General features: G+C 34.5%; 12 protein-coding genes. 4 read left to right on the top strand and 8 right to left on the bottom strand.

Going from position 1 to position 16,626, the window contains the following annotated elements:
* Nucleotides 1–49: 49 nt before the first annotated feature.
* On the top strand, nt 50–3,301 hold the full coding sequence (locus AC9UFV_RS00060; RefSeq protein WP_509571439.1) for a PA domain-containing protein: 3,252 nt from the start codon (nt 50–52) through the stop codon (nt 3,299–3,301).
* A gap of 51 nt (nt 3,302–3,352) precedes the next feature.
* Here AC9UFV_RS00060 and AC9UFV_RS00055 read toward each other — a convergent pair whose 3' ends face one another.
* Entirely contained in the window at nt 3,353–5,116 is a 1,764-nt protein-coding gene (locus AC9UFV_RS00055) for a 1-deoxy-D-xylulose-5-phosphate synthase (protein WP_509571437.1), read from the bottom strand.
* Between the two features lie 122 nt (nt 5,117–5,238).
* Between AC9UFV_RS00055 and AC9UFV_RS00050 the strand changes: the two genes are divergently transcribed.
* Nucleotides 5,239–5,682, top strand: a complete 444-nt coding sequence (locus tag AC9UFV_RS00050) for a nucleoside deaminase (RefSeq protein WP_509571435.1) — start codon at nt 5,239–5,241, stop codon at nt 5,680–5,682.
* A gap of 162 nt (nt 5,683–5,844) precedes the next feature.
* Here AC9UFV_RS00050 and AC9UFV_RS00045 read toward each other — a convergent pair whose 3' ends face one another.
* Nucleotides 5,845–6,954: an endonuclease/exonuclease/phosphatase family protein gene (locus tag AC9UFV_RS00045; protein ID WP_509571432.1), complete on the bottom strand. Its 1,110-nt coding sequence runs from the start codon at nt 6,952–6,954 to the stop codon at nt 5,845–5,847.
* 324 nt (nt 6,955–7,278) lie between these two features.
* Between AC9UFV_RS00045 and AC9UFV_RS00040 the strand changes: the two genes are divergently transcribed.
* Together AC9UFV_RS00040 and AC9UFV_RS00035 are read left to right on the top strand one after the other, a co-directional pair.
* Complete coding sequence (locus AC9UFV_RS00040) at nt 7,279–10,146, top strand: carboxypeptidase-like regulatory domain-containing protein (protein WP_509571429.1); 2,868 nt, start codon at nt 7,279–7,281, stop codon at nt 10,144–10,146.
* Nucleotides 10,147–10,167: 21 nt separating this feature from the next.
* Nucleotides 10,168–11,520 (top strand): DUF5689 domain-containing protein, encoded by a 1,353-nt coding sequence (locus tag AC9UFV_RS00035; protein WP_509571426.1) that lies wholly within the window; start codon nt 10,168–10,170, stop codon nt 11,518–11,520.
* Between the two features lie 103 nt (nt 11,521–11,623).
* Here AC9UFV_RS00035 and accC read toward each other — a convergent pair whose 3' ends face one another.
* From accC to pdxA, 6 genes are all read right to left on the bottom strand, one after another.
* Complete coding sequence (gene accC, locus AC9UFV_RS00030) at nt 11,624–12,970, bottom strand: acetyl-CoA carboxylase biotin carboxylase subunit (protein WP_509571423.1); 1,347 nt, start codon at nt 12,968–12,970, stop codon at nt 11,624–11,626.
* Between the two features lie 90 nt (nt 12,971–13,060).
* A complete protein-coding gene (gene accB / locus AC9UFV_RS00025) occupies nt 13,061–13,531 on the bottom strand; it encodes an acetyl-CoA carboxylase biotin carboxyl carrier protein (protein ID WP_509571420.1) in 471 nt (156 codons plus the stop codon).
* 20 nt (nt 13,532–13,551) lie between these two features.
* Nucleotides 13,552–14,550, bottom strand: a complete 999-nt coding sequence (locus tag AC9UFV_RS00020; protein ID WP_509571418.1) for a beta-ketoacyl-ACP synthase III — start codon at nt 14,548–14,550, stop codon at nt 13,552–13,554.
* Between the two features lie 163 nt (nt 14,551–14,713).
* Nucleotides 14,714–14,908, bottom strand: coding sequence for a 50S ribosomal protein L32 (gene rpmF, locus AC9UFV_RS00015; protein ID WP_509564873.1), 195 nt, complete (start codon nt 14,906–14,908; stop codon nt 14,714–14,716).
* 9 nt (nt 14,909–14,917) lie between these two features.
* Nucleotides 14,918–15,448, bottom strand: coding sequence for a YceD family protein (locus AC9UFV_RS00010; RefSeq protein WP_509571415.1), 531 nt, complete (start codon nt 15,446–15,448; stop codon nt 14,918–14,920).
* Between the two features lie 84 nt (nt 15,449–15,532).
* Complete coding sequence (gene pdxA, locus AC9UFV_RS00005; protein ID WP_509571412.1) at nt 15,533–16,582, bottom strand: 4-hydroxythreonine-4-phosphate dehydrogenase PdxA; 1,050 nt, start codon at nt 16,580–16,582, stop codon at nt 15,533–15,535.
* Nucleotides 16,583–16,626: the final 44 nt, after the last annotated feature.

Below are 16,626 nucleotides of genomic sequence, written 5' to 3'. Positions count from 1 at the left end.
ACCAATTGAATCCCTATCTTTACAATCTTATAAATTTTAAACTAATATTATGAAAAACAAACTACTTTTTTTGATTTTCACTATTTTGTTTATTGTGTCGGGGTTTTCTCAGGCAAAAACAGAAAAAGAATCAAAAACATTGTCAGCCACAATTAAAAAAAACAAAAAAGCAAAACCAAGTAAAAAAACACTTGAGTTAAGAAAAAAATTGGCGTATTACCAAAGTCACAGCCCATTTTTAAAATCAAAACAATTAGGAAACGATAGACCAAATGGAGTTCCTCCCAATAAATACTATGAAAATGAGTGGGAATTAACTATGAATCCTGTTTTAGGTAGACCAACTCCTGAGAATTTGGAGGTAATTCGAAGAGAAATAGTAGAAGAAAGACAACGAATACTTGCTTCAGGAAGAGTTCCAGGGGATGCGGTTGATAACAGCTGGGTTGAAAGAGGCCCAACAAATGTTGGAGGTAGAACAAGAGCAATAATGTTTGACCCTAACGATCCTACTCGTGAGACTGTTTTTGCAGGTGGTGTTAGTGGTGGTCTTTGGAAAAATACAGCGATTTCAAATGCAGGATCAGTATGGACTAGAGTAAATATTACAGACAATCTAAATGTATCTTGCCTCGCTTTTGACCCAAATAATACCAATGTATTTTATCTTGGAACTGGGGAATCCTATACTGCAGGAGATGTAGGCGGAAATGGCGTTTGGAAATCAATAAATGGAGGAGCAACATGGACCAGAGTTCTTGGTGGAGTTACCGGAGCTACTACTTTTCAATCTGCTAGTAATGTTACAGTTAACAGCCCTTCTGGTGCTGCTGGAAATTACCCATGCTTTCCAAATTTATCATTTGGTCCAACTATCACTGCGCCAATGACATCAAATATCGTTTTAGTTTCAGATGGCTCTGCGACCCCAACTATTGGGTGCGTGGGATTCACAAATTCTGCAGCTGTTAATGGAAAAATTGCTTTAATAAGAAGAGGTTCTTGTACATTTGCTGTAAAAGTAATGAATGCCCAAACTGCAGGAGCCATTGCTGTAATTATTATGAATAACGTTCCTGGTCCGCCAGCGGCAATTGGAGGAACAGATACAAATATTACTATCCCTTCAGTTATGATATCTCAAGCTGATGGTGATCGTTTAGAAGCAGCATTAGCTTCGGGTGATGTCAATGTAACTTTAAACCCAAGTAATGCCGGAGTTATTACCGGAAGTTTAGTTCCTGGTATTCAGCATATAAATAAAATTGCTATACGAAATAATGCAGGAGTTTCTGAGGTTTATGTTGCTGCAGCAGATTCTTATTATGGTTCTGCAAACTCAACCACTTATATGGGTTCTGATACCTTTGGAGTTTATAAATCTGTCAACGGTGGCTCAACTTGGGCACAATTAAATATGCCGCTTTCTTCAAGTCAAAATAAATATTGTCCTAATGATATAGAAATTGGTGCCGACAATAAATTATGGATTTCTACTAAAAACAGTTTTGCCTTTTCTGAAGGTGGTGGAAAAGTTTTTTGTTCCTCAGATGGAGGCGCAACTTTTGTTGAGAAGTACACAGTAACTGGAAATGGTGGTGGCGAACGAGTTGAAATTGAAACCTCAGCGACAAACCCAAACCTAATTTATGTTTTATCGCAATTAAATCAAGCAACTGCAACTGACGGAGTTGAAGTACAAATTATTAAAACAACCGATGGTTTTGCAACATCAAGCATTATGCCGTTGCCTGTTGGAAATGAAACAAGAGAAACTACCTACGGATTTACTGGAGGTCAGGGTTGGTATAACTTAACAATTGAAGCAGATCCAAGTAATGACCAAATTGTTTACGTAGGTGGAATTGATTTATATCGATCATCAGACGGAGGAAATTCATGGGTTTCAATTTCAAATTGGACAACAAATGTTCACTCAGATCAACATGCAATAACATTCAAACCCGGAAATTCGAATGTAGCTGTTTTTGGGAATGATGGTGGGGTTTATTATGGTGGAAATTTATCTTCAGCAACTAGTAACTCTGGTATTGATTCTAGAAATAATGGATTTAATGTTACTCAGTTTTATACCGTTGGAGTAGGTCCAACTAGTATCGGTTCAGGAGATTATTTTGTTGCAGGAGCTCAGGATAATGGTTCTCAATATTTTGGTGGCGTTTCAGCTGGAGAGAATGCAAGTGTTGAAGCTCAAGGAGGCGATGGTGCTGCTTCTATGTTTGATCAAGGTACTGATAATTATTTTATTACTAACTATGTTTATAACCAAAGGATTGTTTACAGAACAACCTCAGGGTCAACTAGAACAATAAATAACGAAACTACCTCTAACGGTGCATTTATTTGTCCGATGGCATTGGACTCTAGTAGAGATATATTATTTGCCGATTACACCGTTCCAGGTACAACTCCTGTTTATGGAATTAGAAGATATACCAATTTAAAATCAGGTACGGTTACAAAAACTACTTTAACCAATACCACTTTAATTACAAGTTCACCTACAGCATTAAATGTCTCAAAATACTCAACTGCAGCAACAACTTTATTGGTTGGTTTTAGAAATGGAAAAGTCTTGATTTCAGCAAATGCAAATGCCTCTACAGTAACATGGACCGATATTACGGGACCAAATTTTGTAGGAAGTGTTTCAGATGTAGAATTTGGTCAATCAGAAAATGATATTTTTGTAACTTTCCATAATTATAATGTAGCAAGTATTTGGTACAGTGCCGATCGTGGATTAACTTGGCAAAACAAAGAAGGAAACTTGCCTGATTTACCTGTAAAATGTATTTTACAAAACCCATTAAAACTTAATGAGGTAATTGTAGGTACTGATCTTGGGGTTTGGTATACCACTACCTTCAACACTGCATCTCCTGTTTGGTTTCAATCATTCAACGGCATGAGCAACGTTAAAGTCACTGATTTGGATTTAAGAAATGACAATGCCGTATATGCTTCTACCTACGGAAGAGGGGTTTTCTCTGGATTGTTTACCTCTGGAACATTAGCAAATGAAGATTTCTCAAATAAAAAAGGAGTTGTAATTTCTCCAAATCCATCTAATGGTATTTATAATATCAACATCAATCAATACTCAGGAAAAGTAACTATTCAAGTAGTTGATTTAAACGGAAGAGAAGTTTATACTGCTAAAAATGAATTCTTTAATTCAGAAAAAGCAATTGATTTAAAATCGGTTGAATCTGGAATTTATGTTCTAAGAATTTCTGGAGATGACTTAAATTATTCTCAAAAAATTATTAAAAACTAGTTTAAAATAGTTGAATTAAAAAATCCAATCATGAAAATGGTTGGATTTTTTTTATGATAAAATAGAAACTAAACTGTCCACATCTATTTTACAATATTGATGCAATTCTTCAACAGTTCCTTGTTCAATAAATTCGTCTGGGATTCCCAAATTTAGAATTGGGGTTGAATAATTATTTTGAGAAGCAAATTCTAATATAGCACTTCCAAAACCACCATTTATTACTCCATCTTCAATAGTGATTATTTTTTCAAATTCATTGAAAATTGCATGCAAAGCATTTTCGTCTAAAGGTTTTACAAATGCAAAATCGAAATGTGCTATGGCTTCTGGATTGTTCAGTTTGGCTATAGCCAATGTAACTGTGTTTCCTATTGGTCCATTAGATAAAACGGCTGTGATTGTTCCTTCTTTAATACAATTGGCTTTGCCTATTTCCAATTTTTTGTAAGGCTTTTGCCAATCTACAATTTGTCCTCGACCTCTTGGATAACGGATTGCAATTGGGTTATTCAAGCCCAGTTGAGCGGTAAATAAAATATTCCGAAGGGCAATTTCGTTTATTGGCGAATACACAATCAGATTGGGAATACATCGCAAATAAGCCAAATCAAAAACGCCATGGTGTGTTGCTCCATCTTCGCCAACTAACCCTGCTCTGTCCAAACAGAAAATTACAGGCAAATTTTGTAAAGCAACATCGTGAATAACTTGGTCGTAGGCGCGCTGTAAAAAAGTAGAATAAATATTACAGAAAACAATCATTCCTTGGGTTGTCATTCCAGCTGATAAAGTTACCGCGTGCTGTTCGGCGATTCCAACATCGAATGCACGTTTTGGAAACTCGTCCATCATAAATTTAAGCGAACTTCCTGAAGGCATTGCAGGGGTAATTCCAATTATTTTTTCATTGGCTTTAGCCAATTCTAGAAGCGTTAATCCAAAAACATCTTGGTATTTTGGAGGTAAATGCTGCTCCGATTTTGGAATAATTTCCCCCGTAATTTTATCAAATTTCCCTGGTGCATGGTATTGCACTTGGTTGTCTTCTGCTTGTTGAAGTCCTTTCCCTTTAGTAGTAATAATGTGAAGGAATTTAGGGCCTTTTATTTTTTGTAATCGTTTTAATTCTCTCAGAACTGCATAAATATCGTTTCCATCAATTGGGCCAGAATAATCAAAATTAAGGGATTTGATCATGTTGTTCTCCTTCGGATTTTTTCCTTCTTTGACTGCAGTCAAATAATTTTTCAAGGCGCCTACACTTGGATCAATTCCAATGGCGTTATCGTTCAGAATCACTAATAAATTGGCATCGGTAACTCCGGCGTGATTCAGTCCTTCAAACGCCATTCCGGAAGCTATTGAAGCGTCACCAATAACCGCAATATGTTGCTTGTTCAAATCGCCTTTTAAATTGGAAGCAATTGCCATTCCTAAAGCAGCTGATATTGAAGTGGACGAATGTCCAACACCGAAGGTATCAAAATTGCTTTCACTTCGTTTTGGGAAACCTGAAATCCCGTTCAGCTGTCTGTTAGTATGAAAATTATCTCTTCTACCGGTAAGGATTTTGTGACCGTAGGCCTGGTGACCAACGTCCCAAACTAATAAATCATTAGGGGTATCAAAAATATAATGGAGTGCGATGGTTAATTCTATTACACCCAAACTTGCTCCCAAATGCCCTTCTTTTACGGCAACAATATCAATTATAAAATCACGCAACTCTTGAGCCAATTGAGGAAGTTGCACTTCGTCAAGAAGCCTTAAATCGGATGGAGAATTGATATTTGAAAGTAAATTGCTTGACATAATGCAAATGTACGATTTGAAATTGTATTTTTACAATCGATAAAAAGTTGTTTCTCAAAGATTCACAAAAATAAAACTAAGATTCACAAATAGTTAGTAATTTGTGATTAGTAAATACTATTATGGAAAACCCTTTCAGTGACGAATATTTCATGAAAAAAGCTTTGCAGGAAGCGGAATTGGCTTTTGAAAAAGGCGAAGTCCCTGTGGGCGCTTTGATTGTGGTTGATAATAAAATCATTGCGAGAACTCACAATCTCACTGAACTTTTGAATGATGTTACCGCGCATGCAGAAATGCAAGCCATTACTTCGGCGGCAAATTTCCTTGGCGGAAAATTCTTAACGGGTTGCACTTTGTATGTTACTTTAGAACCTTGTCAAATGTGTGCTGGTGCTTTGTATTGGAGTCAGATTTCCAAAATTGTATTTGGTGCAAGCGATGAAAATAGAGGTTTTGATAATATGGGAACTCAATTACATCCGAAAACAACTGTGGTGCGAGGAGTATTGGCGGAGGAAGCGGCCTACTTAATGAAGTCGTTTTTCGCTGGGAAAAGAAAATAATTTTATAAATCCAATCGCCTAGCCCGGATAGAAGGGAAAATCCCGAGCTTTTTAGCGAGGATTTGGAATGATAGCCGGAATAGCTCCAAAAAATAAAGCTTCGTTACTCGAAAAAACCAAAGAATAGAAAAAAACCGCTACTCAATGAATAGCGGTTTTTATTTATTTTTCTTCTTTAATAAGATAAATATAAACTGGGAAGTGGTCGCTAAAACCTACCTCGTTTATAGTGTGCCTTAGTGGATATCCCTTGTATTGGCCGGTGGTTTGAATCATAAACGGTTTGTTGTAAATTCCTGATTTCCAATATCTGTAGGATGAATAGTCTTTTTTTATTAATGTTTCGGACACCATTATTTGGTCGAAAATATCTCCGGCATCTCTATAAAAAAGAGAAGAATTGCCGTCAATTGCCATTTGCTCGAAAGGATTATAAACTCCGAATTGTTTCACTTGTTCCTTTTTTAATTTTGCACCAATTCCTTCTTTTACACTTTTATTGTAGGTGCCATCATTCAAATCTCCCATGATGATTATTTTGGCATTTGGATTTATTTTATAAATTGAATCCATGATTTTTTTATTCAATCTTCCGGCTGCTTCTCTAAATGGGCTGCTCTTTTTTTCACCACCTGATCTTGATGGCCAGTGATTTACAATGACATTTACCTCATCGCCGTCTAACATTCCTGTTACTAATAATACGTCTCTGGTATAAACTCGGTTGTCAATTGAAACCTCATTTTTATCGCTATCGGCTTTATCTTCAGCGGTTTCTCCGGAATTTTTTTCTACAATTTTAGAATCGTTTCTATAAATTAGCAAAGGGATATTGATGGAGCTTGTAGGTTTAAAATGTTTTTTTTGATATAAAAGTGCCACGTCAATTCCTCGTTTATCGGGAGAGTCATAGTGCACAATTCCGTAATTGTTTACGGCAAGTTTAGGTTGTTTTACTAGGTCTTCCAAAACACCTCTGTTTTCAATTTCTGAACCACCAATTAAAGTTGGTGAATTTGGGTTTTCACCAGTTCCAATTTCAGAAAGTACTCTCGCTAGATTCTCTAATTTTTTACTGTATTTTTCAGAGGTCCAGTTTTGAGCGCCATTTGGCAACCATTCTTCATCAAAATTAGGATTGTTAATGGTATCAAATAAATTTTCTAAATTATAGAAAGCCACCGTATGAACGGAAAATTTCTTTTGCTGCGCATTGATACAAATAATTGTGAAAAATATAAAAAGAAGTGTGATTTTATTTCTTAAGTTCATAGAATTTAGGTGTTTAATTATCCTCGCCTTTAACATAGTAGGGCTACAAATGTAAAATATTATTGGAGATTAATTACATTAGGATATTAAGAAATTAATAAGTGATTATTTTAAAGAAAATTAAAAAATACAAATGGCATTATTCCGAAATAAATTCTGTTGTTTATTTGACTTTTTTTAATTGTTCTAATATTATTAATGTAAATAAAACAACAATTTTAACAATTAGTTAAGGGATTTTAATTTTAGTAAATTAAAATCGTGTAAATTTGTAAGCCCGTTTTTTAAATAAATAAAAAATAAGGGTTAATTTAAAAATACTTTATGAAAAAACTTGTTATTAGTTTCTTATTTGTAATGCAAGTATTTTTTGTTTTTGCTCAGGATATTTCTGGAGTTTCTGGGAAGGTAATTGATGCTAAAACAAAAAAGCCATTACAAAATGCAATTGCCACGATTCAAAATTCAAATTTAACTCAGCTCACAAATGCCGAAGGAAAATTTACATTTGAAACTGTAGCTGCTGGAATAAAATTGGTTCAAATTAAAAGTACTGGGTATAAAGATCAGTTACTTTCAGTTGAAATTGTAGCTGGCAAAATATTAGATTTAGGAACAATTAATTTGGAATCTGATATTACAGAAGAAAGACAATTAAGTTTAATTACGATTACTGATTCCGACTTAGGAGACGACAACAGTGGTTCAGAAAGCACTTCTAGTTTGCTTCAGGCATCTAGAGACGTGTTCCAACAAGCAGCAGCTTTTAACTGGGGTCAGGCTCGTTTCAAGATGAGAGGATTGGATAATGAATATGGTGTTACCATGATCAATGGAATTTCCATGAATAAAATCTATGATGGAAGACCACAATATAGTAATTGGGGTGGCTTGAATGACGCTACTCGTAATCAAGAATTTACTAATGGATCTGCACCTTCTGATTATACTTTTGGTGGTATTCTAGGTACCAATGAAATTAATACAAGAGCTTCTTTATATCGCCCGGGGAATAGAGTTTCATTTGGTGGAACCAATACCAATTATACTGGTAGAATTATGGGAACTGTAGCTTCTGGTATGCGAAGTGACGGATGGGCTTACACCATTTCTGCTTCTAGACGTTGGGCTCAAGAAGGATATTTCCAAGGCACAAATTATAGTGCTAATTCCTTTTTTGCATCCGTAGAAAGAAAAATATCTAAAAATAATAGCTTAAATTTTACTGCTATTTTCGGACAAAACAGTAGAGGAAAAAATTCTCCAAATACTCAAGAGGTAACTCGCCTTGGAGGTGAAACATACAATTCTTACTGGGGTTGGCAAAATGGGGAAAAAAGAAATTCTAGAGTAAAAACTGTTGAAGAGCCAATATTTATTTTAAGTAATTATTGGAAACTATCTTCAAAAACCAATTTGAATATTAATGTTTCTTTTCAAACAGGTAAAATTGGAAATAGTAGAATAGATTTTCAAGGAGCCAATAATCCTGACCCTACTTATTATAGAAACTTGCCTAGTTACTACACATCATTATTTGAAAATGACCCTGCGGCTGTTACACTTCAAAATCCTGCGGCTTATCTTCCTGGTGGTTTAGGAGGTATCAGTTTATACAACCCTAATGATCCAACAAACCCTGCCTTAATAGGCTCTCAAAACGCAAACTTTTTTACTAATAAACAAATAGATTGGACATCAATGTATCGTGCCAATTCAATTAGCGGAACAAGTAAATACGTGCTATTCGAAGACCGTACCGATGACACTCAAGCGGTGGCTAATTCAATATTAAGTTCTCAACTTTCAGATAATATAATTTTAAATGCGGGTGGAAGTTTCACTAGGTTGAAATCTCACAATTTTAAAAACATGCTTGATTTATTAGGAGGTTCCGCTTTTTATGACTTAAATTTATTTGGCGTTGGCGATCAACAGCAATCTGATTTAAATAATCCAAATAGAATGGTTGGAAAAGGAGATGCTTATGGGTACAATTATAATTTGTTTACCACAAAAATTGATGCCTTTACCCAATTTAAATTTGTTTACAAGAAAGTTGATTTCTACTTAGCACAATCATTCTCTCGTTCAGAATATGAAAGAGAAGGATTGTTTAGAAATGGTTTCTACGCAAACAATTCTTATGGGTTTAGCCCTAAAAAAGTTTTTGATAATTTTGGATTTAAAGGAGGTTTAACTTACAAAATTTCGGGACGTCAATACTTAACTTTTAATGGTCTTTATATGACTAAAGCACCGAGTTTAAGAAATGTATTCAATAATGCCAGAGTTACTAATAATATAACTGATGGTGTTTCAAATGAAACTGTTTCAAGTGCGGATGCGAGTTATATAATTTCTACTCCTAAATTAAAACTTAGACTTACCGCTTTTTATTCTAAAATTCAAAATCAAACTGAAACTTCGTTCTTTTTTGGAGACGGTGCAGGAATTGATGACCCAGCAACTGATGCAAATGAAAGCAATGTTTTCGTAGCTGAAACGATTACAAATTTAGATAAGAGAAATGTAGGAATTGAATTTGGTGCTGAATATCCAATTACTTCTACCCTAAAAGTGACAACAAGTATTGCTTATGGAGACTATATTTTTGACAGTAATCCAAATGTAAAAGTAAGTTCCGATGCTGCAGCAACTATAGATAATCCGATGCCATTAAATGATTATGGTCAAGCAAAATTAAAAAATTACAAACAGTCAGGTATGCCTCAAGCTGCTGCCGCTTTTGGAATTGAATATAGAGATCCTAAATTTTGGTGGGTAGGTGCTAATATTAATTACCTTGCTAATAATTATATTGATGTTGCTCCGATTACAAGAACAGATCGCTTTTTTACTGACCCTCTAGGCGTAAATAACAATCCATTCCCTGAGGCAACTCAAGCTAGAGCAAACGAATTGTTAAAGCAAGAAAAATTTGATAATTTTGCTTTATTAAACTTAGTTGGTGGAAAATCTTGGAAAGTAGGAGATAACACCTTTGGATTCTTTGCAAGTATAAATAACGTTATGGATATTGTATACAAAACAGGTGGATTTGAACAAGCAAGAAACTCCAACTACAGACAATTAAACCAAGACGTTTCAAGTGGAACTCCGGCATTTGCCCCTAGATATTTTTACGGTTTCGGAAGAACCTATTTCTTAAATTTATATATCAATTTCTAATAAAAATAAAACAACAATAATATGAAATCAATAATTTTAAAATCAGTATTTTTTAGTATTCTGTCTGCGGGATTGTTTACTAGTTGTGTAAACGATGAGTTTGGAGCACCTACCCTAGGAGATTGTTCAGAAACATCATTGGTAAAAAACAGAGAAGTTTCTCAAATCATCGCTGGTACTGTTGTAGCAGTTCACACCAATATTGTTCCTGGTGTGTCTGACGTAATTGAAGCTTATGTAACTTCTAGCGATATAGGGGGAAATTTCTTTAAATCAATTTCTTTCCAAACTTTAGATGGATCAAGAGCATTCAGTATTCCTGTTGATGCCTCTTCTACCTTTATTAATTATGAGCCAGGAAGAAAAGTCCTAATTAAAATGGATGGTTTGTATAAAGATGTAAAATTTGATGGAATGAGAATTGGTGGTCTTTATGCCAACTCTTCAGGAGGTGCTGAAGTAGGAAGAATGTCAGAAACAGATTTCAAAGCTGCTGTAAATAGAACATGTACTGCTGTAAATGAAGATCAATTAGTTCAACGAGTAACTATTGAACAAGCTGTTAGTGGTGGTACTTATTTAAATAAATTAATTGAATTGGATAGAGTTCAATTTATTGACAATGATATTTTAAATAATAGCACTTATTATGATGCAAGTCCATCAAATCCAAATACTATCGGTGGAGCAACCAATCGTAGAATTCAAGATTTTAACGGAAGTTCTGTGATTTTTAGAACAAGTGGGTATTCTAATTTTGCTGCAAAAAGAGTTGCTACTGGAAGTGGAAAAATTAGAGGAATCATGACAAAATACAACAACGATTACCAGTTTATGGTAAGAACTGAAGCTGATATCAAATTAACATCTCCAAGATTTTCTCCTTTATTAAATGAAACTTTTGATGGTGGTATCGCTGCTTGGACTGCTTTTAGTGTTACTGGAGCTGAAGTATGGACACACAGTACTACTTTTGGAAATCCAGGCTCTATGGCTAAAATGTCAGGGTTTGCAACTACCAGTAGAGCTAATGAAGATTGGTTGATTTCTCCTGTTCAAAATTTATCTACTTTAACAACAGCTACTTTGAATTTTGATAATGCTTACAAATTTACAGGAGATCCTATTGTAGTTTTAGTTTCTAGAAACTATTCTGGTTCGGGAAGTCCTTACGCAGCAGGTGTAACTTGGACAACAATTACTGGAGCAACGCTATCAACTGGTAATTATGTTTGGGCTAATTCAGGAAATTTATCTTTAAACGCTTTCGCGGGAGCTGGAAATAGCACTGTTTATGTGGCATTTAAATATACCTCATCAAATACAGCATCTTCTACTTGGGAAGTTGATAATGTTAAAGTTACAGGAAACTAGTAGTTTCAATTTAAATATAAATAAGAGCTGCAATAATAAAGCTCTTTTTAAAATAAAAAATCCCAATCTTTCGATTGGGATTTTTTAATTTTTAGATTTCGCTTTATTCAGGATCATTCATTTTAAAAGTATCCATGAAAGCGGTAGTATAATTTCCAGCTACATATTGCTCATCATCCATTAATTGACGGTGAAAAGGAATGGTAGTCTTTATTCCTTCTATTACAAATTCATCCAAGGCGCGTTTCATCTTATTAATCGCTTCTTGACGCGTTTGAGCCGTTGTAATTAATTTAGCAATCATTGAATCGTAATTTGGCGGAATCGTGTAACCTGCGTAAACGTGAGTATCTAGTCGAACACCGTGTCCTCCTGGTGCATGAAGTGTAGTAATTTTTCCTGGTGAAGGGCGGAAATCATTGTAAGGATCTTCAGCGTTTATTCTACATTCAATTGCGTGTAGTTGTGGTAAATAGTTTTTCCCAGAAATTGGAATCCCTGCAGCCACCATTATTTGCTCACGAATCAAGTCGTAATCTACTACTTGCTCTGTAATCGGGTGCTCTACTTGAATTCTAGTGTTCATTTCCATGAAATAGAAATTTCTATGTTTGTCCACTAGAAATTCTACCGTTCCTGCACCTTCATATTTTATATATTCGGCAGCTTTAACAGCAGCTTCTCCCATTCTAGTTCTTAATTCATCGGTCATAAATGGTGACGGAGTTTCCTCAGTTAATTTTTGATGACGGCGTTGAACAGAACAATCTCTTTCCGATAAATGACACGCTTTTCCGTAAGAATCACCAACTACTTGAATTTCAATATGACGTGGTTCTTCGATTAATTTTTCAAGATACATTCCGTCATTACCGAATGCAGCAGCAGACTCTTGCCGAGCACCTTCCCAAGCTTTTAATAAATCTTCTTCTTTCCAAACAGCACGCATCCCTTTACCTCCACCACCAGCGGTAGCTTTTAGCATTACAGGATAACCCATTTCTAAAGATAATTTTTGAGCTTGTTCGTATGATTCCAATATTCCTGCAGAACCTGGCACACATGGAACTCCAGCTTCAATCATAGTTGCTTTTGCAGAAGCTTTGTCCCCCATTCTATCAATCATTTCTGGAGAAGCACCAATAAATTTTATTCCGTGTTCTTGACAGATTTTTGAAAATTTTGCATTTTCAGAAAGAAATCCGTATCCCGGATGTATTGCATCAGCATTAGTAATTTCTGCTGCAGCAATAATATTTGACATCTTTAAATAGGAAAGATTACTTGGCGGAGGTCCAATACAAACTGCTTCGTCAGCAAATTTTACGTGAAGACTTTCAGCATCAGCAGTAGAATAAACGGCAACCGTTTTAATTCCCATTTCTCTGCAGGTTCTAATAACTCGAAGAGCGATTTCACCTCTATTTGCAATTAATATTTTTTTAAACATTTTTTTTTGAATTATGAGTTATGAGTTATAAGTTATAAATTATGAAAGTGTATGCCAATTCATAATTTAAAATTCATAATTTATAATTTCTTAAGAAGGATCAACTATGAATAACGGTTGGTCAAATTCTACTGGTGACATATCATCAACTAATATTTTAACGATTTTACCTGATACTTCAGATTCAATTTCGTTAAACAATTTCATCGCTTCAATTACACATAAGGTATCTCCTTTTGAAATTGTGCTTCCAACTTCTACAAACATTGGTTTGTCTGGTGATGGTTTTCTGTAGAAAGTACCAATCATTGGAGATTTTACAGTGATGTAATTTGAGTTTTCTGCAGCAGGTGCAGCAGCAACTGGAGTGGCAGCAACTGGTGCTGGAGCAGCTTGAGGAGCAGCTTGAGCTACAGGCGCTTGTAAATATGTAATTTCTGGAGAAGTTCCTTCTACTGTAGTTTTAATGGTGATTTTTACATCATCCATTTCTAGCTTTACTTCTGCAACTCCCGAATTAGAAACAAACTTGATCAGGTTTTGAATTTCTTTTAAATCCATAATATTAATTTTAGGTTAGTTTACTCTCTGTTGTATGCCCACTTTAAATAGATAGATCCCCATGTGAATCCACCTCCAAAAGCGGCGAATATTATATTATCTCCTTTTTTTAATTTTTTCTCAAAATCAAATAATAATAAAGGCAGTGTCGCAGATGTAGTATTTCCATATTTTTCAATATTTATTAATACTTTACTGTCGTCAATACCCATTCTACTTGATGTAGCATCTATTATTCTTTTATTAGCTTGATGAGCAACAAGCCAATTTACATCTGCATGTGAAAGATTATTTCTTTGCATTATTTTCTCACTGACATCAGCCATTCCGGTAACAGCGTATTTATAAACTTGTTTTCCATCTTGAAAAACGAAATGTTGTTTTGCATCTACAGTTTCATGAGATGGAGGGAGGATAGAACCGCCGGCATCCATTTTAAGAAATTCTCTTCCTATTCCGTCTGATCTCAAAATCTCATCTTGAAAGCCTAGGCCTTCATGATTTGGTTCAAATAAAACCGCTCCTGCGCCATCGCCAAAAATAATACAAGTAGCTCTATCAGTATAATCAATTATTGACGACATTTTATCGGCACCTATTAAAAGTACTTTTTTATACCTTCCAGATTCAATATAAGAAGATGCTGTTGACATTCCATATAAGAAACTTGAACATGCTGCTTGTAAATCGTATGCAAATGCATTGGTAGCGCCTATTTGGGAAGCTACATAAACTCCTGTTGATGCTACAAGCATGTCAGGTGTTGCAGTTGCCAATAAAACCAAATCAATTTCTAAAGGGTCAATATTTCCTTTTTTTAATAGGTCTTTTGCGGCTTGAATTGCTAAATAGGATGTTCCTAATCCTTCTCCTTTTAAAATCCTTCTTTCTTTAATTCCAGTTCTTGTTGTAATCCATTCATCATTGGTATCAACCATAGTTTCTAATACTTGATTAGAAAGTACAAAATCTGGAACATATCCACCGACAGCAGTAATTGCGGCTGTAATTTTACTCATAGGATTTTTAATTTTCGACTTGTAATTGAATTCCGAAAACGGGTTGAAATTACAAATTATTTTCTAAATTATTTCATTTAGTGTTGAATATAAGCTGTTAAAGTTTATTCCAACAAAAAAAACTCCCAACAGGTGAGAGTTTATCTTTTATTTTTAAAATGTATTAAGCAACAGCAACTTGCTTGTCAATAACAACCTGACCTCTGTAGTACATTTTACCTTCATGCCAGTAAGCTCTGTGGTATAAATGTGCTTCTCCTGTGATAGGACAAGTTGCAATTTGAGCAACTGTAGCTTTATAATGTGTTCTTCTCTTGTCTCTTCTAGTCTTCGAGGTTTTTCTCTTAGGATGTGCCATTTTACTATATTATTTATCCGTTAATAGTTGTTTTAATTTTTCCCAACGCGGGTCAATTTCTTCTTCTTTTTTTATTTCTTCAACTCTTAATTCATTAAGCTTTTTTAATGCTTCTGAATTTAATGTTCCGTCTTTTATTCCTGGGTGAACCCTTCTGAAAGGTATAGACAAAACAATCATTTCGTATATAATTTGAGAAATATTAATTTCATGTTCCCCGTGAGGCAAAATCAATAACTCGTCATTATCATCATTGTATTCTTCTCCAAACTTTACGATTACTTTTAGTTTTCCTTTTATTGGAAAATCAAACATTTCGTTTGTTAAATCACAAGGAACATGAATGGTTCCCTTGTGTTTAAAATTCAATTCCATAAGGGTGCTTTTCTTTTCAAAAGCAACATTTACTTTAATGTTTGCGCTTTCAAACTCATCATAATCAAAGTTATCAAAGAACTCCTTACTTATTTGATATTCAAATTGATGTTTTCCTAACTTTAATCCTATAAATGGAATTAAAAATTCATTTAACTTTTTCATCCTAACAACAATTTTTCCCAAAACTTCGGGGTGCAAAGATATAAAATAATACTAATATCAAAAGCGTTATCAACATTTTTTTGTTTACAACTGCTTTTCTTTGGTTTTTAGTGGATTATTGCTGATTTCTATATACTCATTTCTTGAGTTATAGATGTCAATTGCTAAAAAAACAGCCTCTTTAAATGAATTGTGATTGGCAATTCCTTTTCCAGCAATATCAAAAGCAGTTCCGTGATCTGGGGACGTTCGAATTTTATCTAACCCTGCAGTGTAATTTACGCCATTCCCAAACGATAATGTTTTAAATGGTATTAAACCTTGGTCGTGATAGGCCGCAATTACGGCATCGAATTTCTCATATTGGCTATTGCCAAAAAAGCCATCGGCAGGATAAGGTCCAAAAACCAAAGTCCCTTTTTCAAATAATTTTTTAATTACTGGTTTCAATAAAGTATCGTCTTCTTTTCCGATAACTCCGCCGTCACCCGCATGTGGATTCAATCCTAAAACGGCAATTTTTGGTTTGTTGATACTGAAATCTTGAATTAGCGACTTATTAATCGTTTCAATTTTTTGAGTAATTAACTGTTCTGTAAGATGAGAAGCAACCTCATTCACAGGAATATGATCGGTTAAAAGTCCTACCCTAAGGTTGTCTTGAACCATAAACATCAATGCATCGCCAGTTAATTCTTGGTTCAAATAATCAGTGTGGCCTGGGAATTTAAAATCTTCCGACTGGATATTGTATTTATTTATTGGCGCAGTTACCAAAACGTCTACTTTTCCTTCTTTTAAAGCTTTTGTAGCAGATACAAATGATTTAATTGCATATTTCCCTAATGCATCGTCATTGGTTCCATAATTTAATTCTAAATGCTCTCTCCAAACATTAAAAACATTTATTTTACCAATAACTATTTGCTCCAAAGTATCTATTCCGTGAATTGCGGCAGTAGATTCGAAGGTTTTCTTTATTGCAGATATGATTTTTACATTTGCAAAAATAACAGGCGTACAAAATTCTAACATTCTAGAATCTTCAAAGGTTTTTAGCACCACTTCGCTTCCAATACCGTTTAAATCTCCTATTGAAATTCCAACGATTATATTTTCTGCTTTTTTTATCATGACTACACGTTATTTATTGCTAATTTTGAAACGCAAATTTAGTA

It is taken from the genome of Flavobacterium sp. (genome assembly GCF_044349645.1).
GTDB lineage: Bacteria > Bacteroidota > Bacteroidia > Flavobacteriales > Flavobacteriaceae > Flavobacterium.
Note: the sequence above shows the minus strand (reverse complement) of the source record. Positions and strands in the feature narration are given on the sequence as shown.